Annotated in this window: 18 protein-coding genes; 3 read left to right on the plus strand and 15 right to left on the minus strand. The window is 67.2% G+C overall.

Annotated elements, in window-relative coordinates; genetic code table 11:
- Positions 1-31 precede the first annotated feature (31 nt).
- From glpR to ACLQ3I_RS13600, 5 genes are all read right to left on the minus strand, one after another.
- Positions 32-1384, minus strand: coding sequence for a gephyrin-like molybdotransferase receptor GlpR (glpR, locus tag ACLQ3I_RS13580; protein WP_425802434.1), 1353 nt, complete (start codon positions 1382-1384; stop codon positions 32-34).
- Between the two features lie 153 nt (positions 1385-1537).
- Complete coding sequence (locus tag ACLQ3I_RS13585; RefSeq protein WP_425788686.1) at positions 1538-2194, minus strand: SIMPL domain-containing protein; 657 nt, start codon at positions 2192-2194, stop codon at positions 1538-1540.
- A 39-nt stretch (positions 2195-2233) separates the two neighbouring features.
- A complete protein-coding gene (locus ACLQ3I_RS13590; protein WP_425788688.1) occupies positions 2234-2890 on the minus strand; it encodes a GNAT family N-acetyltransferase in 657 nt (218 codons plus the stop codon).
- A 30-nt stretch (positions 2891-2920) separates the two neighbouring features.
- Positions 2921-4225 (minus strand): gephyrin-like molybdotransferase Glp, encoded by a 1305-nt coding sequence (glp, locus tag ACLQ3I_RS13595; RefSeq protein WP_425802436.1) that lies wholly within the window; start codon positions 4223-4225, stop codon positions 2921-2923.
- Positions 4226-4330: 105 nt separating this feature from the next.
- Positions 4331-5287, minus strand: a complete 957-nt coding sequence (locus ACLQ3I_RS13600; protein ID WP_425788692.1) for a UTP--glucose-1-phosphate uridylyltransferase — start codon at positions 5285-5287, stop codon at positions 4331-4333.
- A 104-nt stretch (positions 5288-5391) separates the two neighbouring features.
- Here ACLQ3I_RS13600 and ACLQ3I_RS13605 point away from each other — a divergent pair, with 104 nt between their 5' ends.
- Positions 5392-5970, plus strand: a complete 579-nt coding sequence (locus tag ACLQ3I_RS13605; protein ID WP_425788694.1) for a 5-formyltetrahydrofolate cyclo-ligase — start codon at positions 5392-5394, stop codon at positions 5968-5970.
- Positions 5971-5978: 8 nt separating this feature from the next.
- On the opposite strand, the gene ACLQ3I_RS13610 is transcribed toward ACLQ3I_RS13605, so the two are convergent.
- Positions 5979-6323: an FmdB family zinc ribbon protein gene (locus ACLQ3I_RS13610; protein ID WP_425788695.1), complete on the minus strand. Its 345-nt coding sequence runs from the start codon at positions 6321-6323 to the stop codon at positions 5979-5981.
- Positions 6324-6579: 256 nt separating this feature from the next.
- Complete coding sequence (nhaA, locus tag ACLQ3I_RS13615) at positions 6580-7908, minus strand: Na+/H+ antiporter NhaA (RefSeq protein WP_425802439.1); 1329 nt, start codon at positions 7906-7908, stop codon at positions 6580-6582.
- A gap of 232 nt (positions 7909-8140) precedes the next feature.
- On the opposite strand from nhaA, the gene ACLQ3I_RS13620 reads away from it, so the two are divergent.
- Entirely contained in the window at positions 8141-8815 is a 675-nt protein-coding gene (locus tag ACLQ3I_RS13620) for an SAF domain-containing protein (RefSeq protein WP_425788699.1), read from the plus strand.
- A gap of 120 nt (positions 8816-8935) precedes the next feature.
- A complete protein-coding gene (gene mscL / locus ACLQ3I_RS13625; protein WP_425802441.1) occupies positions 8936-9643 on the plus strand; it encodes a large conductance mechanosensitive channel protein MscL in 708 nt (235 codons plus the stop codon).
- 914 nt (positions 9644-10557) lie between these two features.
- On the opposite strand, the gene ACLQ3I_RS13630 is transcribed toward mscL, so the two are convergent.
- The 8 genes from ACLQ3I_RS13630 to ACLQ3I_RS13665 all read right to left on the minus strand — a co-directional run bounded on the left by ACLQ3I_RS13630 (position 10558) and on the right by ACLQ3I_RS13665 (position 18967).
- Complete coding sequence (locus tag ACLQ3I_RS13630) at positions 10558-12372, minus strand: ABC transporter ATP-binding protein (RefSeq protein ID WP_425802443.1); 1815 nt, start codon at positions 12370-12372, stop codon at positions 10558-10560.
- A gap of 188 nt (positions 12373-12560) precedes the next feature.
- On the minus strand, positions 12561-13229 hold the full coding sequence (locus ACLQ3I_RS13635; RefSeq protein WP_425802445.1) for an MspA family porin: 669 nt from the start codon (positions 13227-13229) through the stop codon (positions 12561-12563).
- A gap of 71 nt (positions 13230-13300) precedes the next feature.
- A complete protein-coding gene (locus tag ACLQ3I_RS13640) occupies positions 13301-13945 on the minus strand; it encodes an MspA family porin (protein WP_425788707.1) in 645 nt (214 codons plus the stop codon).
- Positions 13946-14331: 386 nt separating this feature from the next.
- On the minus strand, positions 14332-14544 hold the full coding sequence (locus tag ACLQ3I_RS13645) for a hypothetical protein (RefSeq protein WP_425802447.1): 213 nt from the start codon (positions 14542-14544) through the stop codon (positions 14332-14334).
- A gap of 35 nt (positions 14545-14579) precedes the next feature.
- Positions 14580-15173 (minus strand): MogA/MoaB family molybdenum cofactor biosynthesis protein, encoded by a 594-nt coding sequence (locus tag ACLQ3I_RS13650; RefSeq protein WP_425788708.1) that lies wholly within the window; start codon positions 15171-15173, stop codon positions 14580-14582.
- A gap of 39 nt (positions 15174-15212) precedes the next feature.
- Positions 15213-16616 (minus strand): S1C family serine protease, encoded by a 1404-nt coding sequence (locus ACLQ3I_RS13655; protein WP_425790449.1) that lies wholly within the window; start codon positions 16614-16616, stop codon positions 15213-15215.
- Positions 16617-16781: 165 nt separating this feature from the next.
- A complete protein-coding gene (locus ACLQ3I_RS13660; RefSeq protein WP_425790451.1) occupies positions 16782-18200 on the minus strand; it encodes a sensor histidine kinase in 1419 nt (472 codons plus the stop codon).
- Positions 18201-18280: 80 nt separating this feature from the next.
- Complete coding sequence (locus tag ACLQ3I_RS13665) at positions 18281-18967, minus strand: response regulator transcription factor (protein WP_425788709.1); 687 nt, start codon at positions 18965-18967, stop codon at positions 18281-18283.
- Positions 18968-19106: the final 139 nt, after the last annotated feature.

Below are 19106 nucleotides of genomic sequence, written 5' to 3' on the forward strand. Positions count from 1 at the left end.
CTCTGGTGTCGGCTGGGCGCTGTGGTCGGGCTCAGCCCGCGACTCGGCGCAGTTCGCCGTCCTCACGCATCATCCGACGGCGCTGGAACGGCGGCAGATGGTCGAACACCGGGTCCTCGTCGTCGAGTTCGAGGACGGTGGCACCACCGGGACGGCGCAGCCGCTGCGGTGGCGGGGCCGACGCGAACTCGGGCACGGCCTGCTGCCGGCGCCGACGCTCGGCCTGCTCCCGCTCGGCGCGGCGGGCACGAGCCGCGCGCTGGGCCCGGATCTTCTGCTCGGTCGCCGCGGTACGCCGCAGGTAGGCCAGGTAGGTGAACAGCACCACCCCGACGACGCCCGCTGCGATCCAGCCGGTGAGCCCGAGGAAGATGCCCGACGCCAATGCGGCGATGAACAGGATGATCATGCCGAGCATCACACGCTGACGTTCCCGGTAACGCAGTTGGATCCGTTGCGCGTCGGGCGAATGGGCGATCCGCCGGCGTGGCGCCGACCTCTCGGTCATCGAGGGCTTGGTCGGGCCCTCCTCCTTCGCGACGGCCGGCTCGTCCTCGTAGTCGTCATCCTCGAGGTCGTCGTCATATTCGTCGACGTCGTACTCATCGACGTCGTCGTAGTACTCGTCGTCGGCCTCGTAGTCGTCGGCCTCGTACTCGTCATCCGCGTACTCGACGTCGTCGTCCGAATCGTCGTACTCGTCCTCGAGATCGGCGTCATCCTCGATGTCTTCGGAGTCGTCGGCCTCATCGATGTCGTCGACGAGGGCGATCTCGGCGATCTCGGCGTCCTCGACGTCGTCGAGTTCGTCCTCGACGTCCTCGCGCTCGGGATCGACGAACTCGCCGTCCACCGTGACCTCGTCATCGTCAGCAGCGTCATCGTCAGCAGCGTCATCGTCAGCAGCGTCGAGGTCAGGATCAGATTCCGCGGTCACCTCATCGGGGATGTCGGAGTCGCGCTCGTCATCCGCATCGACCCGAGGCGTTTCGGCGTCGTCGTCCGAATCGACGTCGTCGACGGTCGGCGCCTTCACCGCGGCCCCGGTGGCTTTGCTCACCCGGGTCGTCCGCGTCGGATTTTCTGTCTCGGAAACCGTTGCGTCCGTGTCGGTGTCGTCGGTCTCGTCGCGGTCGAGGACCGCCGTGCGCGCACTCGTGGTGGAACGCTTCGTGCGGTCGGCCTTCCACGACGGGTCGTGGGGATGACTCCCCGATGCCCGACGGCGGGTGGTGCGGGTGCGGGTGCCTCCCCGGTGCAGCAGACGGGTCTCCTTGACGGCGTCCGTCGTCTTCCGCATCTGTGGCCGGCCTTTGATGACCATCGGTACCAGTACGAAAAGCCATACGGCCACGAGGCAGACCCACAAGACTGAGTTCGGCATGCGACTCTCCCTTCTTTCACTCTGGTTACACGAAGCCACCTCACAATGTAGGGGTGCTCATGCCTCGGCCAGCGCAGACGCGCCGGGCGTCGGCGACATTCCACGAATTCACAGAGCGCTCTCAGGGCGGGTGTGTTCGGGTGCCTTTCGGCCCTATTCCGCGACAAACCTCGCGTCCACCGACACCGCAATGGCGATGTCCTCCGCGCGCAACGCGAGCGCCGGGTCGGATGCACCCGGAGCGCCGACGGCCATGCGGCGTGACAACCGCGGCGATGGCCGGGGGTCCGAGAGCATGTCGGGGTCGGCGAGTTGCGTGGCCACCACGGCACCGCGTCCGACCGCGTCGGCGTAGGCCTGAGCCTTGACCACGGCGTCGTCGACCGCCTCTTTGCGCAGGTCACGCTCATATCGTCGCCGGTTCTCCTCGGCCACATCCCACCGCACGCCACCGACCTCTACCCCGTCCGTCGGCGCCCAACGGTCGATGAACTGCGAGAGCGCCTCGAAGTCGGCGAATCGGGCCTCGACCTCGATGCGCGTGGAGAACACCGGATCCTGGCGACTCCCGTCGGGATGAACCGGCCGGTGACCGAACACCCTCACCGAATCACTGGACCAGTCGATGACCGCGTTCCCGGTCGCCAGTTCGGTGAGATCGTCCACCACCGGGCCGTGCACACCGACGGCCTCTCGATAGACGCCGTCCCGCGACGACCCCTCGAGCGCGATGGCCAGTCGGAGAATCGCCCGCTCGGCTCGGAACTCTCGACGCGCGACACCCCGGACCACGATCTCCAACGGCGACATGACGCCGACGATACGTCCCGCTCGCAGCCGAACGAGCGCCTAGTGGAACGACGCCCGACCGGTCCGCACCAGTGCCTCGGCCGCGCTCCCGGCGATCTCCTCGGCCGTGAGGGCGAACAGGATGTGGTCGCGCCACCGGTTGTTCACGTCCATGTATCGCTCGAGCAGGCCCTCACGCCGGAACCCGACCTTGGTGAGCACCGCCTGCGACGCCACATTCGCGGGCTGGACCGTCGCATCGAGGCGATGCAGACCAACCGGACCGAAGCAGTGGTCGACGCCCAGGGCGACGGCCGCCGTCGCAATGCCCTGACCGAAATGCTGCGCGTCGACCCAGTAGCCGATCCACGCGCTGCGCACCGCACCGCGCTGGATGTTCCCGACCGTGAGCTGACCGATGTACCTGCCGTCGAGTTCGATGACGAACGGCAGCACCGCGCCTCGCTTGGCTTCGGCGCGCAGCACCGAATACAGGGGCGGCCACGTTCCGGGATGATGCCGCTCGGCCCAGGAGCCGATGCCACTGGGTTCCCACGGCAGCAAGGTGTTCTGATTTCGGATGCGCAGCTCGCTCCACGCCTTTGCATCCCGCAATCGCACCGGCCGCAACCCCACCGCTCCCGCTTGGGTGCGCAACGGCCCCAGGGTGGCGGGCCAGCCGGGATTGATCTGCGCCCCGGTCAACCACCTCAACACGGATCGGAGTCTAATGCCCGGAACGCGCTGTCATCCCCGCTGTGCAAGGAATGCCACCTCGACCTCGTCGCCGGTTCCCAGCTCCTCCACGTCGGGTTCCACGATGATCAGGCAATTGGCCTCGGCCAACTCGGCGAGCAGATGCGAGCTCCCGGTCGGCGATGCGCCGATGACCTGCACGAGGTACTCCCCGGATCGCTCGTCACGCATCAATTGCCCGCGGAGATAGCCCTTGCGCCCGGCCACCGATGCGATCGGCCCGATGGTGCGGGCCTTGATGACGCGCCGCATCGGCTGTCGCTTACCGAGTGCGATCCGGATCAGTGGCCGCACCATCACCTCGAAGGTGACGAGCGCGCTCACCGGGTTGGACGGCAGCAGGAAGGTGGGCACCTCGTCGCGACCGAGACGGCCGAATCCCTGTACCGAACCGGGGTGCATGCCGACGCGCACGATCTCCAGATCACCGAGGTCGCTGAGCGCCTCCGCGACCGCTCGCGACGACTTGCCGCCCACCGCACCGCAGATCACCACGATCTCCGACCTGATCAGCTGCGCCTCGACCACTTCCCGCATCCGCGAGGTCTCCCGCTCGGCGATGCCGACCCGGTTGACGTCCGCGCCGGCGTCTCGCCCCGCGGCCGCCAGCGCGTAACTGTTGACATCGAAGATCTGGCCGGGCCCCGGCGAGCGGTCGATGTCGACGAGCTCACTGCCGACGGAGATCACCGACATCCGCGGTCGCGGATGCACCATGACGCGTGCCTGACCAACCGCCGCAAGCAATCCGACCTGCGCCGGACCGATGATCGAGCCGGCCCGCACAGCGACGTCACCCGGCTGCACATCGTCGCCGATGCGACGGACGTAGTCGCCGCTCTCGACGCCGTGGCCGACCTTCACTTTTTGCTCACCGCCGTCGGTCCAGCGCAGCGGGATCACCGCATCGGCCAGCGTCGGCATGGGCGCCCCGGTCTCCACGCGGACGGCCTGGCGAGGTTGCAGACGCGTCGGGGTGCGCGCACCCGGACCGACGTCACCGACCACCGGCAGCGCCACGATCATCGGCTCGCCGGGGGCGAGGTCGACGAGTTCGGCTCCGCCGGAATCGAAATCCTCCACGTCGTCGGGAGCTATCGCGCCCGCTAGACCGACGTCCACCGCCCGCACGGCATACCCGTCGATGGCAGCCTGATCGAACCCGGGCATCGGCCGCTCGGTGACGACCTCCTCCGCGCACATCAGGCCCTGGGCCTCGGAGATCGCCACGCGGACCGGTCGCGGCGCGACCGCGGCAGCGGTCACCCGGGTCAGATGATCTTCGACCGAACGCATCTCACCTCTCGCCCCCATCTCGGCTGACACAGTTGGGCTAGACGTTAGCCGCCACCGGTCGCCGGTGGGCGCAGGCGCGCTGACGCCCGCCGTCTGCCAAGACTGTCAGCCTTCGGTGAGCCGCTTCTCCAGCCACTCACGCAAGTCGGGGCCGTAGTCCTCGCGATCGAGCGCGAAATCGACGGCAGCCTTGAGGTAGCCGCCGGGATTGCCGAGGTCGTGGCGTGTGCCGCGATGTACGACCACGCTCACGGGTTCGCCCTCCTCGATCAACAGGGCGATCGCGTCGGTCAGCTGCAGCTCCCCGCCCGCACCCGGTTTGATGCGGCGGAGTGCGTCGAAGATCTTGCGATCCAGGATGTAGCGGCCGGCGGCCGCCAGGTTCGATGGCGCGTCCTCCGGCTTCGGCTTCTCGACCATTCCCTTCAGGCGCATCACGTTGGGGTTGTTGGCGTCCGGGAGTTCTTCGACGTCGAAGACGCCGTAGGCACTGATCCGGTCGGACGGGACCTCGATCGCGCACAGCACCGACCCTCCGCGACGCTCTCGGGTCCGTGCCATCACCTCGAGGACGCCACCGGGCAGGACCAGGTCGTCGGGCAGCAGGACGGCCACCGCGTCTTCTTCGTCGTCGAGATACGGCTCGACACAGCCCACCGCGTGCCCGAGCCCGAGGGGCTTCTCCTGGACCACCGAGGCCACTTCCAGGAGCGAGGGCGCCTTGCGCACCTTGGCGAGCATGGCGGCCTTGCCTCGCTTCGCGAGGGTGCTCTCCAGCACCAGGTCCTCGACGAAGTGTGCGACCACGCCGTCCTTGCCGGGCGAGGTGACGATCAGCAGCCGCTCGGCGCCTGCGGCCTTGGCCTCCTCGGCAACCAGCTCGATACCGGGGGTGTCGACGACGGGCAGCAATTCCTTGGGCACGGTCTTCGTCGCGGGCAGGAACCGGGTTCCGAGACCGGCCGCCGGCACGACCGCGGTTCGCGGGATCGGAGGCGTGTTCGGCACAGACTGGTACTCGGTGAACGCGTCGGTAGTCTGGCTCACGTCACTGGGGGTCATGGGAACACCCTAGTGGCGATCCCTGCCAGAATCCTGTTGACGAGTTCTCAGAATCCTGGTGCGGCGGACTCGAGAAGCTGCCGCGATGAGGCGAAGGCGGTCGGGTGCGGACGACGAAGAGGCGACTACGAGCCGAGTTCGAGGAGCGCCGGACTTCCCGCTCGTTTCCGGTGCGTCGACGAGCCGCCGCCGACCTCGCAGAATGGATCTATTCGGCGCCCTTCCGCCTCGAATACGACGTGACGGTCGCCGCGTATGTCCCCTTCGGTTCCGAGCCGGGATCCCCGGCCCTGCTCGATGCCCTGACCGATCGCGGGGTGACGGTTCTGGTGCCCGCGGTGCCCGGCGGAGACCCGACCGCGCTGGACTGGGTGCGCTTCGACGGCGTCGATTCGCTGACACGAGGCCGATGGGGCCTGCTGGAACCGACCGGCGATCGCCTCGGCACCGACGCCATCCGAGCGGCGTCGGTCATCTTTGTCCCGGCATACGCGGTCGACAAGTCGGGGACACGACTCGGCCGCGGTGCGGGCTATTATGACCGGACCCTGACGGGTCTCGCCGCCGACGTGGTGGCCGTCGTCTTCGACGACGAGGTGGTCGAGTCGCTGCCATCGGCACCGCACGACGTGCGGGTGGGCTGGGCGCTGACGCCGGGGGGCGGCTTCCGCGAGCTCGGCTGAATCGGCCGTCAGGCAGGCGTGGGGGTAGCGGCCTTGCTGTCGCTCGACGACGAACCACTGCTCGACGAAGAACCGCTGCTCGAGGAGGAGCTGCTGCTGCTCGACGAGGAATCCGAGGACGAGTTGCTCGACGAGCTGTCCGACGACGAGGTCGACGTCTCGCTGGAACTCGATCCCGAGCGGGAATCGGTGCGGTAGAAGCCGCTGCCCTTGAACACGATCCCGACGGAGTTGAACAGCTTGCGCAGCCGTCCCGTGCACTGCGGGCATTCGGACAGGGAGTCATCCGAGAACGACTGCACGATGTCGAACTTGTTGTCGCACTCCGTGCACGCATACGAGTAAGTGGGCACCGAAACCTCCGGAAAGTAGTGATCGCCGCTCATACTAACCGAACTTGGCACTCCAACATTCCGAGTGCCAAGCCACAGGACCACGCCGAGCACCTCGACCGTCTACACCCAGCCGTTGCGCAGCACCCCTTCGGCTCGAACTTGACGAAGCTGCTGTATGCCCTCGAAGGCCTACCGCGAGGTGTGACCGAGCTCCTGACGTCTGACGAGAAAGCCGGGGCACCCCTACATCCGGTGGGGGCGCCCTCGTCTCAGATCACTCGATCACATCGAAATCGCGGTCGGGCACTCCGTCGCAGTTCATGTCCGGGTCACGCAATCTGCGTGCATCCATGCGCAGCAGGACCGCGCCCAGCGCCGCCGCCACCACACTGCCGAACAAGATCGCCACCTTCGCCGCCGACGCATGGTCGTCGGAACCCTGATGGAAGGACAGTTCGGCGATCAACAACGCCACGGTGAAGCCGACACCGGTCAGCATCCCGACCGGCAGCAGATCGCGGACCCCGATCGAGTCGGGCAGCCGGAGCGGTGTGAACCGGGTCATGAGCGCGGTCGCCCCCATCACGCCGATCACCTTGCCGACCACGAGGCCGAGGAAGATGCCGATCGACACGGGCTGAACGATCGCGCTGTCACCACCGATCACGGCGACGCCGGCCGACAGAAACGCGAAGATGGGCAACGCCACCGCCGACGACACCGGACGCACCGCAATATCGAATTGGTGCGTACGAGAACTCGATTCGCCGTGGACGAGCAGCGCGGGGACGGTGAAGCCCAGCAGGACCCCGGCAACGGTCGCGTGCACGCCCGAGGCGTGCATCAACGCCCAGGCCACCACGGCCAGTGCAATCAGGACCAGACTGGCCGGCGTTCGCCACCGGGGACGACGCAGCCGCACCAGCACACCGAAGACGGCGATCACCGCGATCGCCGCGCCGAACAGCGCGAAATCAATTGTCTCCGTGTAGAACGTCGCGATCACCGTGATGCCGAGCAGATCGTCGACGACGGCCAGGGTCAACAAGAACGTCCGCAACGCCACGGGCAGTCCGCGACCGAAGATCGCCAGTACCGCCAGCGCGAACGCGATGTCGGTGGCCGTCGGAATCGCCCAGCCGCGGAGTGCTTCCGGATCGAACACGGCGACCACGACCGCATAAAACAGCGCCGGGGTCACCATTCCGCCGATCGCGGCGACGATCGGGACGCCGGCCAATCGGAAATCACGCAGACTGCCGGCCACGAACTCTTGCTTGAGTTCCACGCCGACGATGAAGAAGAAAATGGCGAGCAGTCCGTCGGCGGCCCACTCGGCCACCGACAGATGCAGGTGCAGCGATTGGGGCCCGAACTCGAAGGTCGTCAGCGATTCGTACGCGTCCCGCCACGGGGAGTTCGCCCAGACGACCGCGACCACCGCGGCGACGAGCAACAGTGCCCCGCTGGTGGTGTCGAGTGAGACCCAACGCTGAAACCGCACTCGACCTGAGGTGATCGGTTCGCCGCCGTCCGAGGCGACACTGTCGGATCGGGACTCCTCGACGCCGGGTGGTCCCGAATCGCGCTCCGGTGTGGACATCAAACCTCCTGGTCACAGGGAAATCTACAGCGATCACCCACGTTTTCATCTCCGCCGACATCCGGCGGAGGCCGACCAGACTTCCCGGCTCACCTCCGCGTCATTCTCCCCGATGGTCCGACTCGGGGCCAATCGGAGGGCGTTTGTGCACATCCGCGTGCATGCCCGACGTTGTCCCCAGATGCGTCTCGAGGCGTCGTCTGCGCCGGTTAGGCCGCTAGCGTCGCCCACCATGCAACCGATGTCCCGCGACCGCTTGTCGCCGCGCCTCGTCGACCGTGTCCGGCATGCGCTGCGTCCTGGTTGGGCGCGATCGGTGATGGTCCGTCGCGGTGCGTCGGTGCTCCTGGTCGTCGCCGCGGTCACGCTGACGCTGTTCGGTCACCGCGGCGCGGAGATGCGTGCGGTGGTGGTCGCGGCGCGAGACCTCGTGCCCGGACAATCGATCGTCGCCACCGATCTCACGGTGCGCGATGTACCCGGCGGACTCATCCCGAAGGGCACCTTGCGGTTGACCGCCGACGGTGTCGGACGCACCGCGGTGGGGCCGATCGGAGCGGGCGAGATGGTCACCGACTCCCGGCTGCTCTCTCCCCGTCTCCCCAGCCGGCTCACCGGGAACGACGATGCCCGGCTCGTACCGGTACGGCTGTCGGACGAATCGGTGGCGACGCTCCTGCGGACCGGAGACGTGGTGGACGTACTGACCGCGTCGGCAGAAGAGCCCGATGCAGCGGTACTCGCGCGAGCGGCGGTGGTGGCCCTCACCTCGGACGAACCTCCCGATGGCGTTCTGTCGGGCGGTGGAACCACCGGGCGACCGGTGTTGCTCGCGATGGACGAACGGGCCGCGCACCGGGTGGCGGCCGCCGCGCTCGACGCTCCGATCACCGTCGTCGTGCACTGATCGATTGTCTCCGTCGTCACGCGCGCATACAGCAAAACAGTGCAACGGTCGTTTACGATCCTGGATAGCGTGAATACCTGAACAAGAGCGGAACACCGAAAAACGAGAGGACCGCACACCGTGCTCAAGGGATTCAAGGAGTTCATACTCAAGGGCAACGTCGTCGAGCTGGCCACTGCGGTCATCATCGGTGGTGCGTTCACGGCGATCGTGACGGCGTTCACCGACAGCATCATCGAGCCACTGCTCAACTCGATCCCGGGCGGTAGCAATCCGACCAAAGGCCTGGGCTTCCAGATCACCGACAATCCGTCGACGTTCGTCAATCTGGGCGCCCTCATCACCGCGATCATCAACTTCGTGATCATCGCCGCGGTGGTGTATTTCCTGATCGTCGTGCCGTACAACAAACTCGCCGCACTCGGTGGCTACGGAAAGAAGGCCGAGGTCACCGAAGTAGCGCTCCTCGCCGAGATCCGCGACCTCCTCGATCCCGAGGGCACGTCGAGGGCACAGGACGCCGCGGAGGCCGAACTCCCGGATCACATCCAGGATCACGGAGCGCCCCCCGGCAACGACGCCGGCGCCACGCAGCGTCTGACCACTCCGCCCCCCGCCGAGCCGATGCCGCCGACACAACCGGCGCCCGCACCTCCTCCCCCGGGCGAAAATCCGCCGTACCCGACTCCCCAGCCCGCGCCGGGCAACTACCCGCCGCCCGGCGCCTACCCACCGGGCAACTACCCCCAGCAGGGCGGCTACCCCGGGCAGACGCAGTTCCCCGGCGAGTACCCGCCGCCGGACGCCCCGGGACGGCATTCCCGCTGACCTCGACGATTCGGGCCGCGCTCCCCACCGGAGCGCGGCCCGATCTGTCGCGGTGTGAATCCGTGCCCCTTGGTTCCCAGCGGTTTGCCAGCCCACGAGCCAGGGAACCGCAAGGTTGCGTCCCTAGTGTCACTGGAGTCCGGAGCACGTCGGCCGGACGACAAGAGATCAACTACACGGAGGTCGCAGAAGAAATGCCGCAGCAGAACCGGGGCCCTCAGGGCCGCAACAATCACCGTCCCGCGCCGCGTCAGCCGCAGCGCCCGGCGCCGCGTCGTCCGCGCCGGCCCGCGTTCCCGTTCCCCTTCTTCGGGAGCTGACCGCCGGCCGGTTCACCGGCCTGACGACAGCACGGCACGGGCCTGTCTCCCCCGCCGGGCCCGTGCCGTCGTCGTCCATGATGCGCGACTCAGCGGCAGATTCACAGCAGACTCACAGTTGCATTCACAGGTACGTCACAGAACGCCCAATACCGACACCCCGCCGACAATCACCCGCCGAAATGCACTGTTACAGAATTACTTTCACCCTTAGTCGGCATCGTCGACGATCGGACCCGGATCGTTGAGCTGCCGTTGCCGAACTGTTACCTTCCTCCTTGTGGCCCCTGGCTCGACACGCAGCCCGGGCGCCACACCGACGGTCCGACATATTGCGGACCGCAGTGTCAAGGGAGGAACACCATGCCACGAGGTCATCGAGGACCCCGCCATCCGATGCCGCCGCATCGCGCACCGCATCCGCACGGGGGACCGCACCCGGGACCCCGTCCCGGACCGCGCCGGGCCCCGCGCCCGCCGCGCCGTCCGATGCCGCCGTTCTTCTTCGGTAGCTGATCAGAACCCGACCGAAGGCCCCGTCGCATGTCTGCGACGGGGCCTTCGGTCTGTCATCGGTCGTGTTCACGACCACGGTCAGCGGCGCCGGATCATCCCGTCGCGAACCGTGAGCGTGTAGTCGGCCACCGCGGCGACCTTGTCGTCATGAGTGATGAGCACGGTCGTGCGCGATCGGGCCAGCCTCTCGAGCGGTGCCATCACGCGGTGTGTGGTGGCGTCGTCGAGGCCGGTGGTCGGTTCGTCGAGAATCAGCAACGGGGTGTCACGCAGGAAGGCACGGGCCAGTCCGATCCGCTGTTGCTGGCCGCCCGACAGGTTGGCGCCGCCGTCGCGTAGCTGAGTATCGAGCCCGTCCGGCAACTCACCGATGAAACCGGCCGCATCGGCGGCGGCGGCCGCCGCCAGAACCTGATCGTCGGTTGCGTCCGGCCGCCCGTATCGGATGTTGTCGGCGATCGACGCGTTGAACAGCGCGACGCGTTGCGGCAGGACGGCCATGTGGGCACGCAGCCGTCGCAGGCTCATCGAGCGGATGTCGGTGTCGTTGAAGCGGATCGCGCCGTGCTGCGGGTCATAGAAGCGCAGCATCAGATACATCAGCGTGCTCTTGCCCGAGCCGCTCGGACCCAGGAGTGCCACGAAGTCCCCCGACTCGATTGTCAGGTCCACATCGTCGAGGACCAGGCGGTCCGAATCGGGATAGGCGAAGGTGACCCGGTCCACGTGCACGGACACCGCGGATGCCACCGGTCCGGCGGACGCCGCGGCGACATCTGCGTCGGGATGGACGTCGGCGGCATCCGCGTCGCTCCCGGCGAGTGCGTCGGCCTCGGGAAGTTCCGGCTCGGCCGTGTCGGTGATGCCGATCGGCGCGTCGAGTACCTCGGCGACGCGTTCGGCGCTCGCCGTGGCCGAGGTCACCGACACCACGAGGCCACCGAGGGTCTGGATGTGCGGATACATGTAGCCCAGGTAGCCGGTGAGGGCGATGAGGGTTCCCACACTGGCGACGCCGCGCGAGATCTGCCACGCACCCACCGCGAGCACCGCCATCATGCAGAGCATCTCCACGACGGTGACGGTCTCCGAGAAGGCCGCATTGGCCTTGAGTTCCGACACCCGGGCGTTGCGCCAGATCCGACTCTCCCGCAGAACCTTCCGACGGTCGCGCTCGCCCTGGTTGTCGGCCTGGATCGATATCGCGTGGGTGATGCCCTCCTGGATTCGAGAGCTGATGCGGCCGTTGGCCTTCCGCTCACGGCGCGCGGCGGTCTTGACCACCTTCCCGAACCAGCGCGAGACCACCCACAGCAAGGGGGCGAGCACAAACGCGAGCAGGGCCAGGTCCCATCGCGTCACAAACGCCGCCACCGCGTAGATGACGGCGCTGCCGATCGCCAGGGTGCCGGCCACCACGCCCGAGGACACCAGGTGTTCGATCTCGTCGACGTCGCCGCTGTGCCGCGCGATCAGGTCGCCGGTCTCGAACTGCCTGCGCGTATGTGGGGCCAGTTGCTGGGTGTGCGCGTACAGACGATCGCGCAACCGCAACAGGGTTCGTTCGGCGACGAGGCCGGAGATCACGGTCCCGCCGTAGGACGCCACAGCGCCGAGCAGCGATACCGCGGCCCAGATTCCGAGCGGCCACCAGAGCGCCGAGAGGTCACCGGCGACGAGCACGTTGTCGACGATGTCGGCGAACACCGCGACCGTGACCACACTCGTGCCGACCTCGACGAAGAAGAGCAGCACCGAGACGGCGAGCTTCCACCGCTGACCGTGCATCACCGGGGCGAAACGCCGCATCGCGGACAGGACGTTCAGCGCTGCGGGGTTCGCGTCGATCGAATCCGGATATCCCTCATCCACGACGTCATCCGTTGTCGACACCAGGATCCTCCTCACCGCCGGCGGGGCACCCGCCACCGTGCGCGACTCTAGCCGCACCCGGTGATCGCTTTCCTGGCACTCCGACAACCACTACTCCGACGACGACAGGGCGGGATCGGAAGAAATCTCCGATCCCGCCCTGCCGCGGTTGTTCAGTTGTGGGTCGACGAACGACCCGGCAACTCAGATCAGCCCAGACTGAAGGGCTTGCCGTACAGCGTGATGACACCCTTCACCGAATCGGTGTCGACGGTCACCTTGATCTTGGCCTTGGCCGAGGCGTAGCCGGCGCAGCCGTCCATCTTGAACCGCTCCTGGCTGTAGGCGACGCCACCCGTCTTGCCCTTGAAGCTGTAATCGTTGACCTTGTAGTCCTTGTACGCCGTGCTGTCACCCGAGGTGGTGTCGATGATCGGCACGTAGCTCGCCTGGCCGGGTCCGAGCGTGAAGCCTCCACCGGCGTTGGCCGACGGAGTGGCAGTGGCGCCACCACTCCCGCCCGGCGCGACCTCGACGCCCGCGCCACCATCGGCACCGGCACCGAAGTTCACCTGGCAACCCACGAGGTAGCCACCGGCGATCGTGCCGCCTTCGGCCTTGCCGCCGACGGTCACCTTCACCTTGCCGGACACCCAAGCTTCACGGCTGGTCTGCACGTTGGTGACGGCCTTCTGGACGTTGACGAACTCGTCGAACAGTCGAACGGTCACCGGGGTGCCGTCGACGAGTGTCTTGCTGACGTAGCCGCCGGGCAGCGCGCCGGCGGCGGCGCCACCCGCACCGAGGCTGCTGAGGCCCACCACCACGGCACCGGCGAGGCCGACTCCAGCGGCCACGCGAGTGTTGATCTTCTTCATGATTCCCCTTCGTGGAATATCAATCTGCTCGGGGCAGATAAGTCAGAGTTTGCTGAGTTGTCTGCGCCCGGTCAGTTGAGACTGAAGGGCTTGCCGTAGAGGGTGGACTGGACGTAGGAGCCTTCACCGTTCACGGTGCCGTCGTCGGTGTTGAAGCCCTTGGCGCCAACGGTCTTGACGATGGTCCGTGCGGATGCGTAGCCGCCGCAGTTCTGGACATCGATCGCGAACTTGTCGAGCTGGATGGCCGCCACGCCGCCCGCCTTGATGCTCTTGTGCGTGACATCAGCGACGGCAACCTGGCCCGGGTTCAGCGGCAGGGTCAGAGATCCGGAGAGCGAGGGACTGAGCGCCTGCGTGATGCTTCCGGACAGACCGCCCTCGAGACCGGTGATGTCGACCTGGCAGCCGACGAGGACCTTGACCGCGATGTCCCCGTTGACGCCTGCGCTGGCCTTGGCCCGGTAGGTACCCGACACGACCGCGGCGCGTCCTGCGCCATTGTTCGCCACCGACGGCGCCGGCAGGGCCGATTCGCCGGTGCGCCACGTCTGGATCGACTCACCATCGACACCCACGGCGTTCTTGTAACCATTCGGCAGGCCGACTGCCGCAGCGTTTCCCGCCCCCATGCCGGCCAGGCCAACTACCGCCACCGCGGCGACGGCGCCTGCACCAACAACGCGGCGCAGCCCGAGCTTGCTGAACTTGCTCATTCGTTCCCTCTCACAGGATTCGGTTGTTATCCCACCCGGCACAACCACGTGCCGGGTGAGTCGACCCTTGTGGGCTGCGGACCCCCGCCCCGCAACCGAATCCAGATCCGGTTCCGGTCGGCTGGAAGTCGCCTTCGCACACCCCTGGTCACTGCTGCGTTGTCATTCGCGACAGATCGCAGGACTCTCCGTCGGTGCTCGTCGCGAGCATCGAGTTTCGTCGGTGCGAACGTTATCGGAGCGCGATCGAGACCAGCAACAGATGGGATCTCGCGCGTGGCAAAACCCGGTCTGACGATCTTGAATCTCACATTCACTATTCCTGGATATGCGAATGTTAACGGAGGGAAAACACGCTGCGTCAGCCATGTCAGCAGGTAGCTGGACTATTCGTAATGCGGCGGGCGATTGGCTTCATACCAGTCCCGAGATACGCCCATGTGACCTTGATCACACTCGTCGGATGTTACCTCAGGAAGGTCGGCGCCGAAGACGTCCTCGATTTCTGCCTTCTTGCGCCAGGTGTCCCGCGGACGCGAAATCTCCCCGGAATCGCTGGTCACCGGCGATTCCGGGGAGTTGTCCGATTCACGTTCCATGAGGGTCTCGGCGTCGTCCGACGAGGTGCCGATCGTCAGAATTCGCTGATCGCCTCGATGACGTGCTGGGCCAGCGGGGCGACCGTGGCCATGCCGTCACGCACGGCCGCCCGCGAGTTCGCCAGGTTCACCACGAGCGTCTGTCCGGAGATCCCGGCAAGTCCGCGCGAGAGTCCGCCGTCGGTGGCGCCGGCAGCCAGTCCGGAGCTCCGGACGGCCTCTTCGATGCCCCGCAGCCGCCGATCGAGGATCTGTTCGGTCGCCTCGGGTGCCACGTCACGCGCGCCCACACCGACACCACCGACCGACACCACGAGATCCACGCCACCGATCACGGCGGTGTTGAGCGCGTTGCGGATCTCGACCTCGTCGCCCGAGACGGCCACGGTCGCATCCACGTGGAAGCCCGCCTCGCCGAGGAGTTCACCCACGAGTGGGCCGAGAAGGCTCTGATCTTCCCCGTGTGCCGCCCGATCGTCGACGACCACGACCAGTGCCCGCCCGATCTCGTCGCCGCTCGGAGAGATGCGTACGTCATCGTCGCTGTGGCGCGCGACGAACTCGCGCGCGGCCGCGTCGGCGGCCACCACGTCGTCGGGGTCGATGGCGGTGGATCCTGTGTCGCTCATGCTCTGCCTTTCTGTTCCCTGCGGAGATCGTGCGTGGTTCTAGCCGGTCTGCAGGGTCTCCAAGGTGACCTGCGCGGTCCGGGTCTGTCCGTTGACGACGTACGTGATCGTGACAGTGTCGCCCGGTGCGTGTGACCGGATGGCCGCCACCAGGGCGTCGCCGCTGGCGATGTTGCGATCATCCACCTTGGTGACCACCGCGCCGGTCGGTATGCCGGCCTTGGCCGCGGGTCCACCTGCGGTCACGTCGGAGATGTAGGCACCCGGCTGGTCCAGCTCCGTGTTCGCCCGCACCGACACGCCGAGGCCGGCCTGGGTGGCCTTGCCGGTGTCCCGTAGTTCGTTGGCCACGCGGATCGCCTGATCGATGGGGATCGCAAAGCCGAGACCGATGCTGCCGCCCTGCTGTTCCGCGGAGGACCCCAACGTCGCGATCGCGGTGTTGACGCCGATCAGCGCACCCTTCGCGTTGACCAGGGCACCACCGGAGTTGCCGGGGTTGATGGCGGCGTCGGTCTGGATCGCATCGATCACCGACGTGGTCCCGCCGGTTTCCTTCGACGTCGACACCGGACGGTTCAGCGCACTGATGATGCCGGTGGTGACGGTGCCCTCGAGCCCGAGTGGTGCACCGATGGCGATGACGTCCTGGCCGACGGCGAGATTGTTCGAGGTACCCACGTTGATCGGCTTGAGACCGGTCTTCTCGACCTTGATCACCGCGATGTCGGACACCGAGTCGGCACCGAGCACCCGGGCGGGCGCACGCGATCCGTCGGAGAAGTTCACCAACAAGTCGCTGGCCCGTGTGGCACCACCTTCGGTCACGACGTGGTTGTTGGTCATGATCACGCCGTCGTCGGACAGCACCACGCCGGACCCGCTGCCCTCCGAGTTTCCGGACCGCACGATGATCGAGACGACCGACGGGAGCACATTGGCGGCTACCTCCTGCACGGATCCCGCCGGGGCTTCCATCTGCCCCTGAGAACCGCTGTTCGGGTCTCCGCCGAGCGGACCGCTGTGTGCCGTCGACGAGTCGTCGGCGACGTTGGCACCGATCGCACCACCGACACCGCCCGCCACCAGCGCGAGCACCACCGCGCCGACGATCAGCGCAGCCTTGCCGCCGCCGGATTTCTTTCGGGGCGCAGGATCGCCTCCGTATGGCGGCCCTCCAGGAGGCATCGGCCCGCCCGGGCCCCCCGCGTACTGGGGCTGAGTCGGGAACGGCGCGGACGCCGGCGCTCCGTATGGGTCGGAGTACGGCCGGGTGGACGCGGCGTGGTGGCCGTAGGTGTTCGCATCCGGTGCAGGCGGACCGGGAGCGTACGGATTCGACCCGTAGCCCGGCGTCGGCTGCTGCCCCGGTGAGCCGTACGGATTCTGGCCGGCCCCGCTCCCGGTGCCGTACGGATCGCCCTGCGAACCGCCACTCGTCATCTCGTCGCCCTCAGTTCTCTCCATGTCGCCCGAATCCGGCGATCTCCCGACAGTCGCGCCCGGCGCCGACCCACTGCACCGATCCGATCCTCAACCCTAGGGGATCAGGTACGTACCGCGAGGGGCGAAGTCGAGGACTGTTCGCACCAACGAGGCCTGTTCACACTATTGACGAACGACCTGTGGGGAAGGTTCCTCGGGGGTCGGGCTCCCCGGCAACGCCATGCGGATCAGCGCTCCCCCGAGCTCCGATTGTTCAGCCCGGACAGTGCCGCCGTGCCTGGCGACCACCTGACGCACTATTGCCAGGCCCAAGCCCGAGCCGGGCATCGACCGCGATTGGGTGGACCGGTAGAACCGCTCGAACACCAGGTCCCGGTCCTCGTCCGGGATTCCGGGCCCGGCGTCGGCGACGATCAGCTCCGCGGTCCCGGCATCGACCTGCCTGAGCTGCACCTGCACCGGCCGACCACGTGGACTCCACTTGGCGGCGTTGTCGAGGACGTTGAGCACGGCCCGGTTCAGCCCGTGCTCCTCGCCGAAGACGTACCAAGGCGTGAGATTGGTCTGGAAATCGACGTCGAGCCGCCGGCGCCGTACCCGATCGAGGCTTCGCGTGATCACCTCCGTGAGATCGACCTCCTCGTGCACCACCTCGGGCGCCTCTTCTCGTGCGAGGTCCACCAGATCCCCCACCAGGGTCGAGAGCTCCTCGATCTGCGCCATCACGTCCGAGCGCAGCTCGATCATGTCCTGGGCCGGGACCGCCGGGGCGCCGGGTTCACTGGACGCGATCAGCAGTTCCAGATTGGTGCGCAACGACGTCAAGGGGGTCCGGAGCTCGTGGCCCGCATCGGCGACCAACCGGGACTGGCGGTCGCGCGACTCGTCCAGTGCCCGCAGCATCGTGTTGAAGCTCTCCGTGAGCCGGGCCAATTCGTCGTTGCCACTCACCGGCATCGGAGTGAGATCCTGTGTCCGGGCCACTCTTTCGGCCGCCCGGGTGAGTCGCGCCACCGGCCTCAGTCCTGCTCGCGCAACGGTCGTACCGGCCAGTGCCGCCAGCGCCACACCACCCCCGCCGACCACGAGTAACACCCAGGCCAGCCTCTTGAGCACCCGGTCGGTGTGTAACAGGCTCTGCGCCAACACAAGTGTGTTGCCGTCACTGAGTTTCCGTGCGAGCACGCGCTGGTTGTGGATGGTGCGAAGGCTCTGATTGTCCTGGCCGGGCGCGTACGTCGACCGGGCGATCTTGCGTTCGACGTCCTCGAACGGCACCTCGCCGATGAGGTAACTGCGGCCGTCGGGACGGACCAATGCGAGAGAGATGTTGGTGGAGAACACTGTACCGGTCACCAGCGACTCGGGCCGTTCGTTGAGCAGACCGGTCCTCGCCAGCGCGGTCATACCGTCCGCGCGACTCTCGAGCTGCGAATCCACCTCGTTGTACATCGCCCTATAGACGACGAAGTAGGCGGCCGCGGCCATCAGACTGACCGACACCAGGACCACGGTGGCCGACAACAGCGTCACACGGGTCTTCAGCGACACCGCACGGGTGAGCGGCATCGGTGCCCGCATCTCCGCGAGATCGTCGCGTTTGCGCCGCAGGAACCCGCGCGACGACGGTGACGACGCGGGGTCGGTGTGTTCGGCGAGCACTAGGGTGGCGTCTCCCGAAGCACATAGCCGACACCTCGCACCGTGTGGATCAGCCGGTCTTCACCATCGGCCTCCGTCTTGCGACGGAGATAGCCGACATACACCTCGAGGGCGTTGCCCGAGGTCGGGAAGTCGTAGCCCCAGACCTCCTCCAGGATGCGGCTGCGCGACAGCACGCGGCGCGGGTTCGCCATCAGCATCTCCAACAGCGCGAACTCGGTGCGTGTGAGGCTGATGCTCCGATCGCCGCGCGCGACGTCGCGGGTCACCGGGTCGAGCGTGAGGTCGGCGAAGGCGAGCGCCTCGGAATCGATGTCGTCCTCCGGGGTGGCGCGTCGTAGCAGTGCTCGCAGTCGTGCCAGCAGTTCTTCGAGTGCGAACGGCTTGGGCAGGTAGTCGTCGGCGCCCGCGTCGAGGCCGGAGACACGCTCAGAGACCGAGTCACGGGCGGTCAACACCAATATCGGCAGGTCATCGCCCGCCGACCGCAGTCGTCGACAGACCTCGAGACCGTCGAGCCGCGGCATCATCACGTCGAGGATCACGACGTCGGGTCGTTCCGCGACGATCTTCTCCAGAGCCTCCAACCCGTCGGCCGCGGTGTCCACGCCGTACCCGTTGAAGGTCAACGACCGGCGCAGCGACTCACGAACCGCCCGATCGTCGTCGACCACAAGGATGCGCATACCTACAGTCTTATCGTGAACTGCTGAGATGTGTCTGAGGACGACAAGTGTGTCGTCGAGGCCGTTCACGCAGGTACGCCGCAGGCCGATCTAGATCGCGTCCGGATCACCTTCGCCCCGCACACGGATCGAGCGTGCC

It is taken from the genome of Gordonia sp. DT101 (assembly GCF_049844895.1).
GTDB lineage: Bacteria > Actinomycetota > Actinomycetes > Mycobacteriales > Mycobacteriaceae > Gordonia.

Bases quoted from the DNA above. Each gene is read 5' to 3' on its own strand.
- glpR (WP_425802434.1), bottom strand. From the start codon at position 1,384: ATGCCGAACTCAGTCTTGTGGGTCTGCCTCGTGGCCGTATGGCTTTTC.
- ACLQ3I_RS13585 (WP_425788686.1), bottom strand. From the start codon at position 2,194: ATGTCGCCGTTGGAGATCGTGGTCCGGGGTGTCGCGCGTCGAGAGTTC.
- glp (WP_425802436.1), bottom strand. From the start codon at position 4,225: ATGCGTTCGGTCGAAGATCATCTGACCCGGGTGACCGCTGCCGCGGTC.
- ACLQ3I_RS13600 (WP_425788692.1), bottom strand. From the start codon at position 5,287: ATGACCCCCAGTGACGTGAGCCAGACTACCGACGCGTTCACCGAGTAC.
- nhaA (WP_425802439.1), bottom strand. From the start codon at position 7,908: ATGTCCACACCGGAGCGCGATTCGGGACCACCCGGCGTCGAGGAGTCC.
- ACLQ3I_RS13620 (WP_425788699.1), top strand. From the start codon at position 8,141: ATGCAACCGATGTCCCGCGACCGCTTGTCGCCGCGCCTCGTCGACCGT.
- ACLQ3I_RS13635 (WP_425802445.1), bottom strand. From the start codon at position 13,229: ATGAAGAAGATCAACACTCGCGTGGCCGCTGGAGTCGGCCTCGCCGGT.
- ACLQ3I_RS13640 (WP_425788707.1), bottom strand. From the start codon at position 13,945: ATGAGCAAGTTCAGCAAGCTCGGGCTGCGCCGCGTTGTTGGTGCAGGC.
- ACLQ3I_RS13645 (WP_425802447.1), bottom strand. From the start codon at position 14,544: ATGGAACGTGAATCGGACAACTCCCCGGAATCGCCGGTGACCAGCGAT.
- ACLQ3I_RS13650 (WP_425788708.1), bottom strand. From the start codon at position 15,173: ATGAGCGACACAGGATCCACCGCCATCGACCCCGACGACGTGGTGGCC.
- ACLQ3I_RS13655 (WP_425790449.1), bottom strand. From the start codon at position 16,616: ATGACGAGTGGCGGTTCGCAGGGCGATCCGTACGGCACCGGGAGCGGG.
- ACLQ3I_RS13660 (WP_425790451.1), bottom strand. From the start codon at position 18,200: ATGCGGGCACCGATGCCGCTCACCCGTGCGGTGTCGCTGAAGACCCGT.
- ACLQ3I_RS13665 (WP_425788709.1), bottom strand. From the start codon at position 18,967: ATGCGCATCCTTGTGGTCGACGACGATCGGGCGGTTCGTGAGTCGCTG.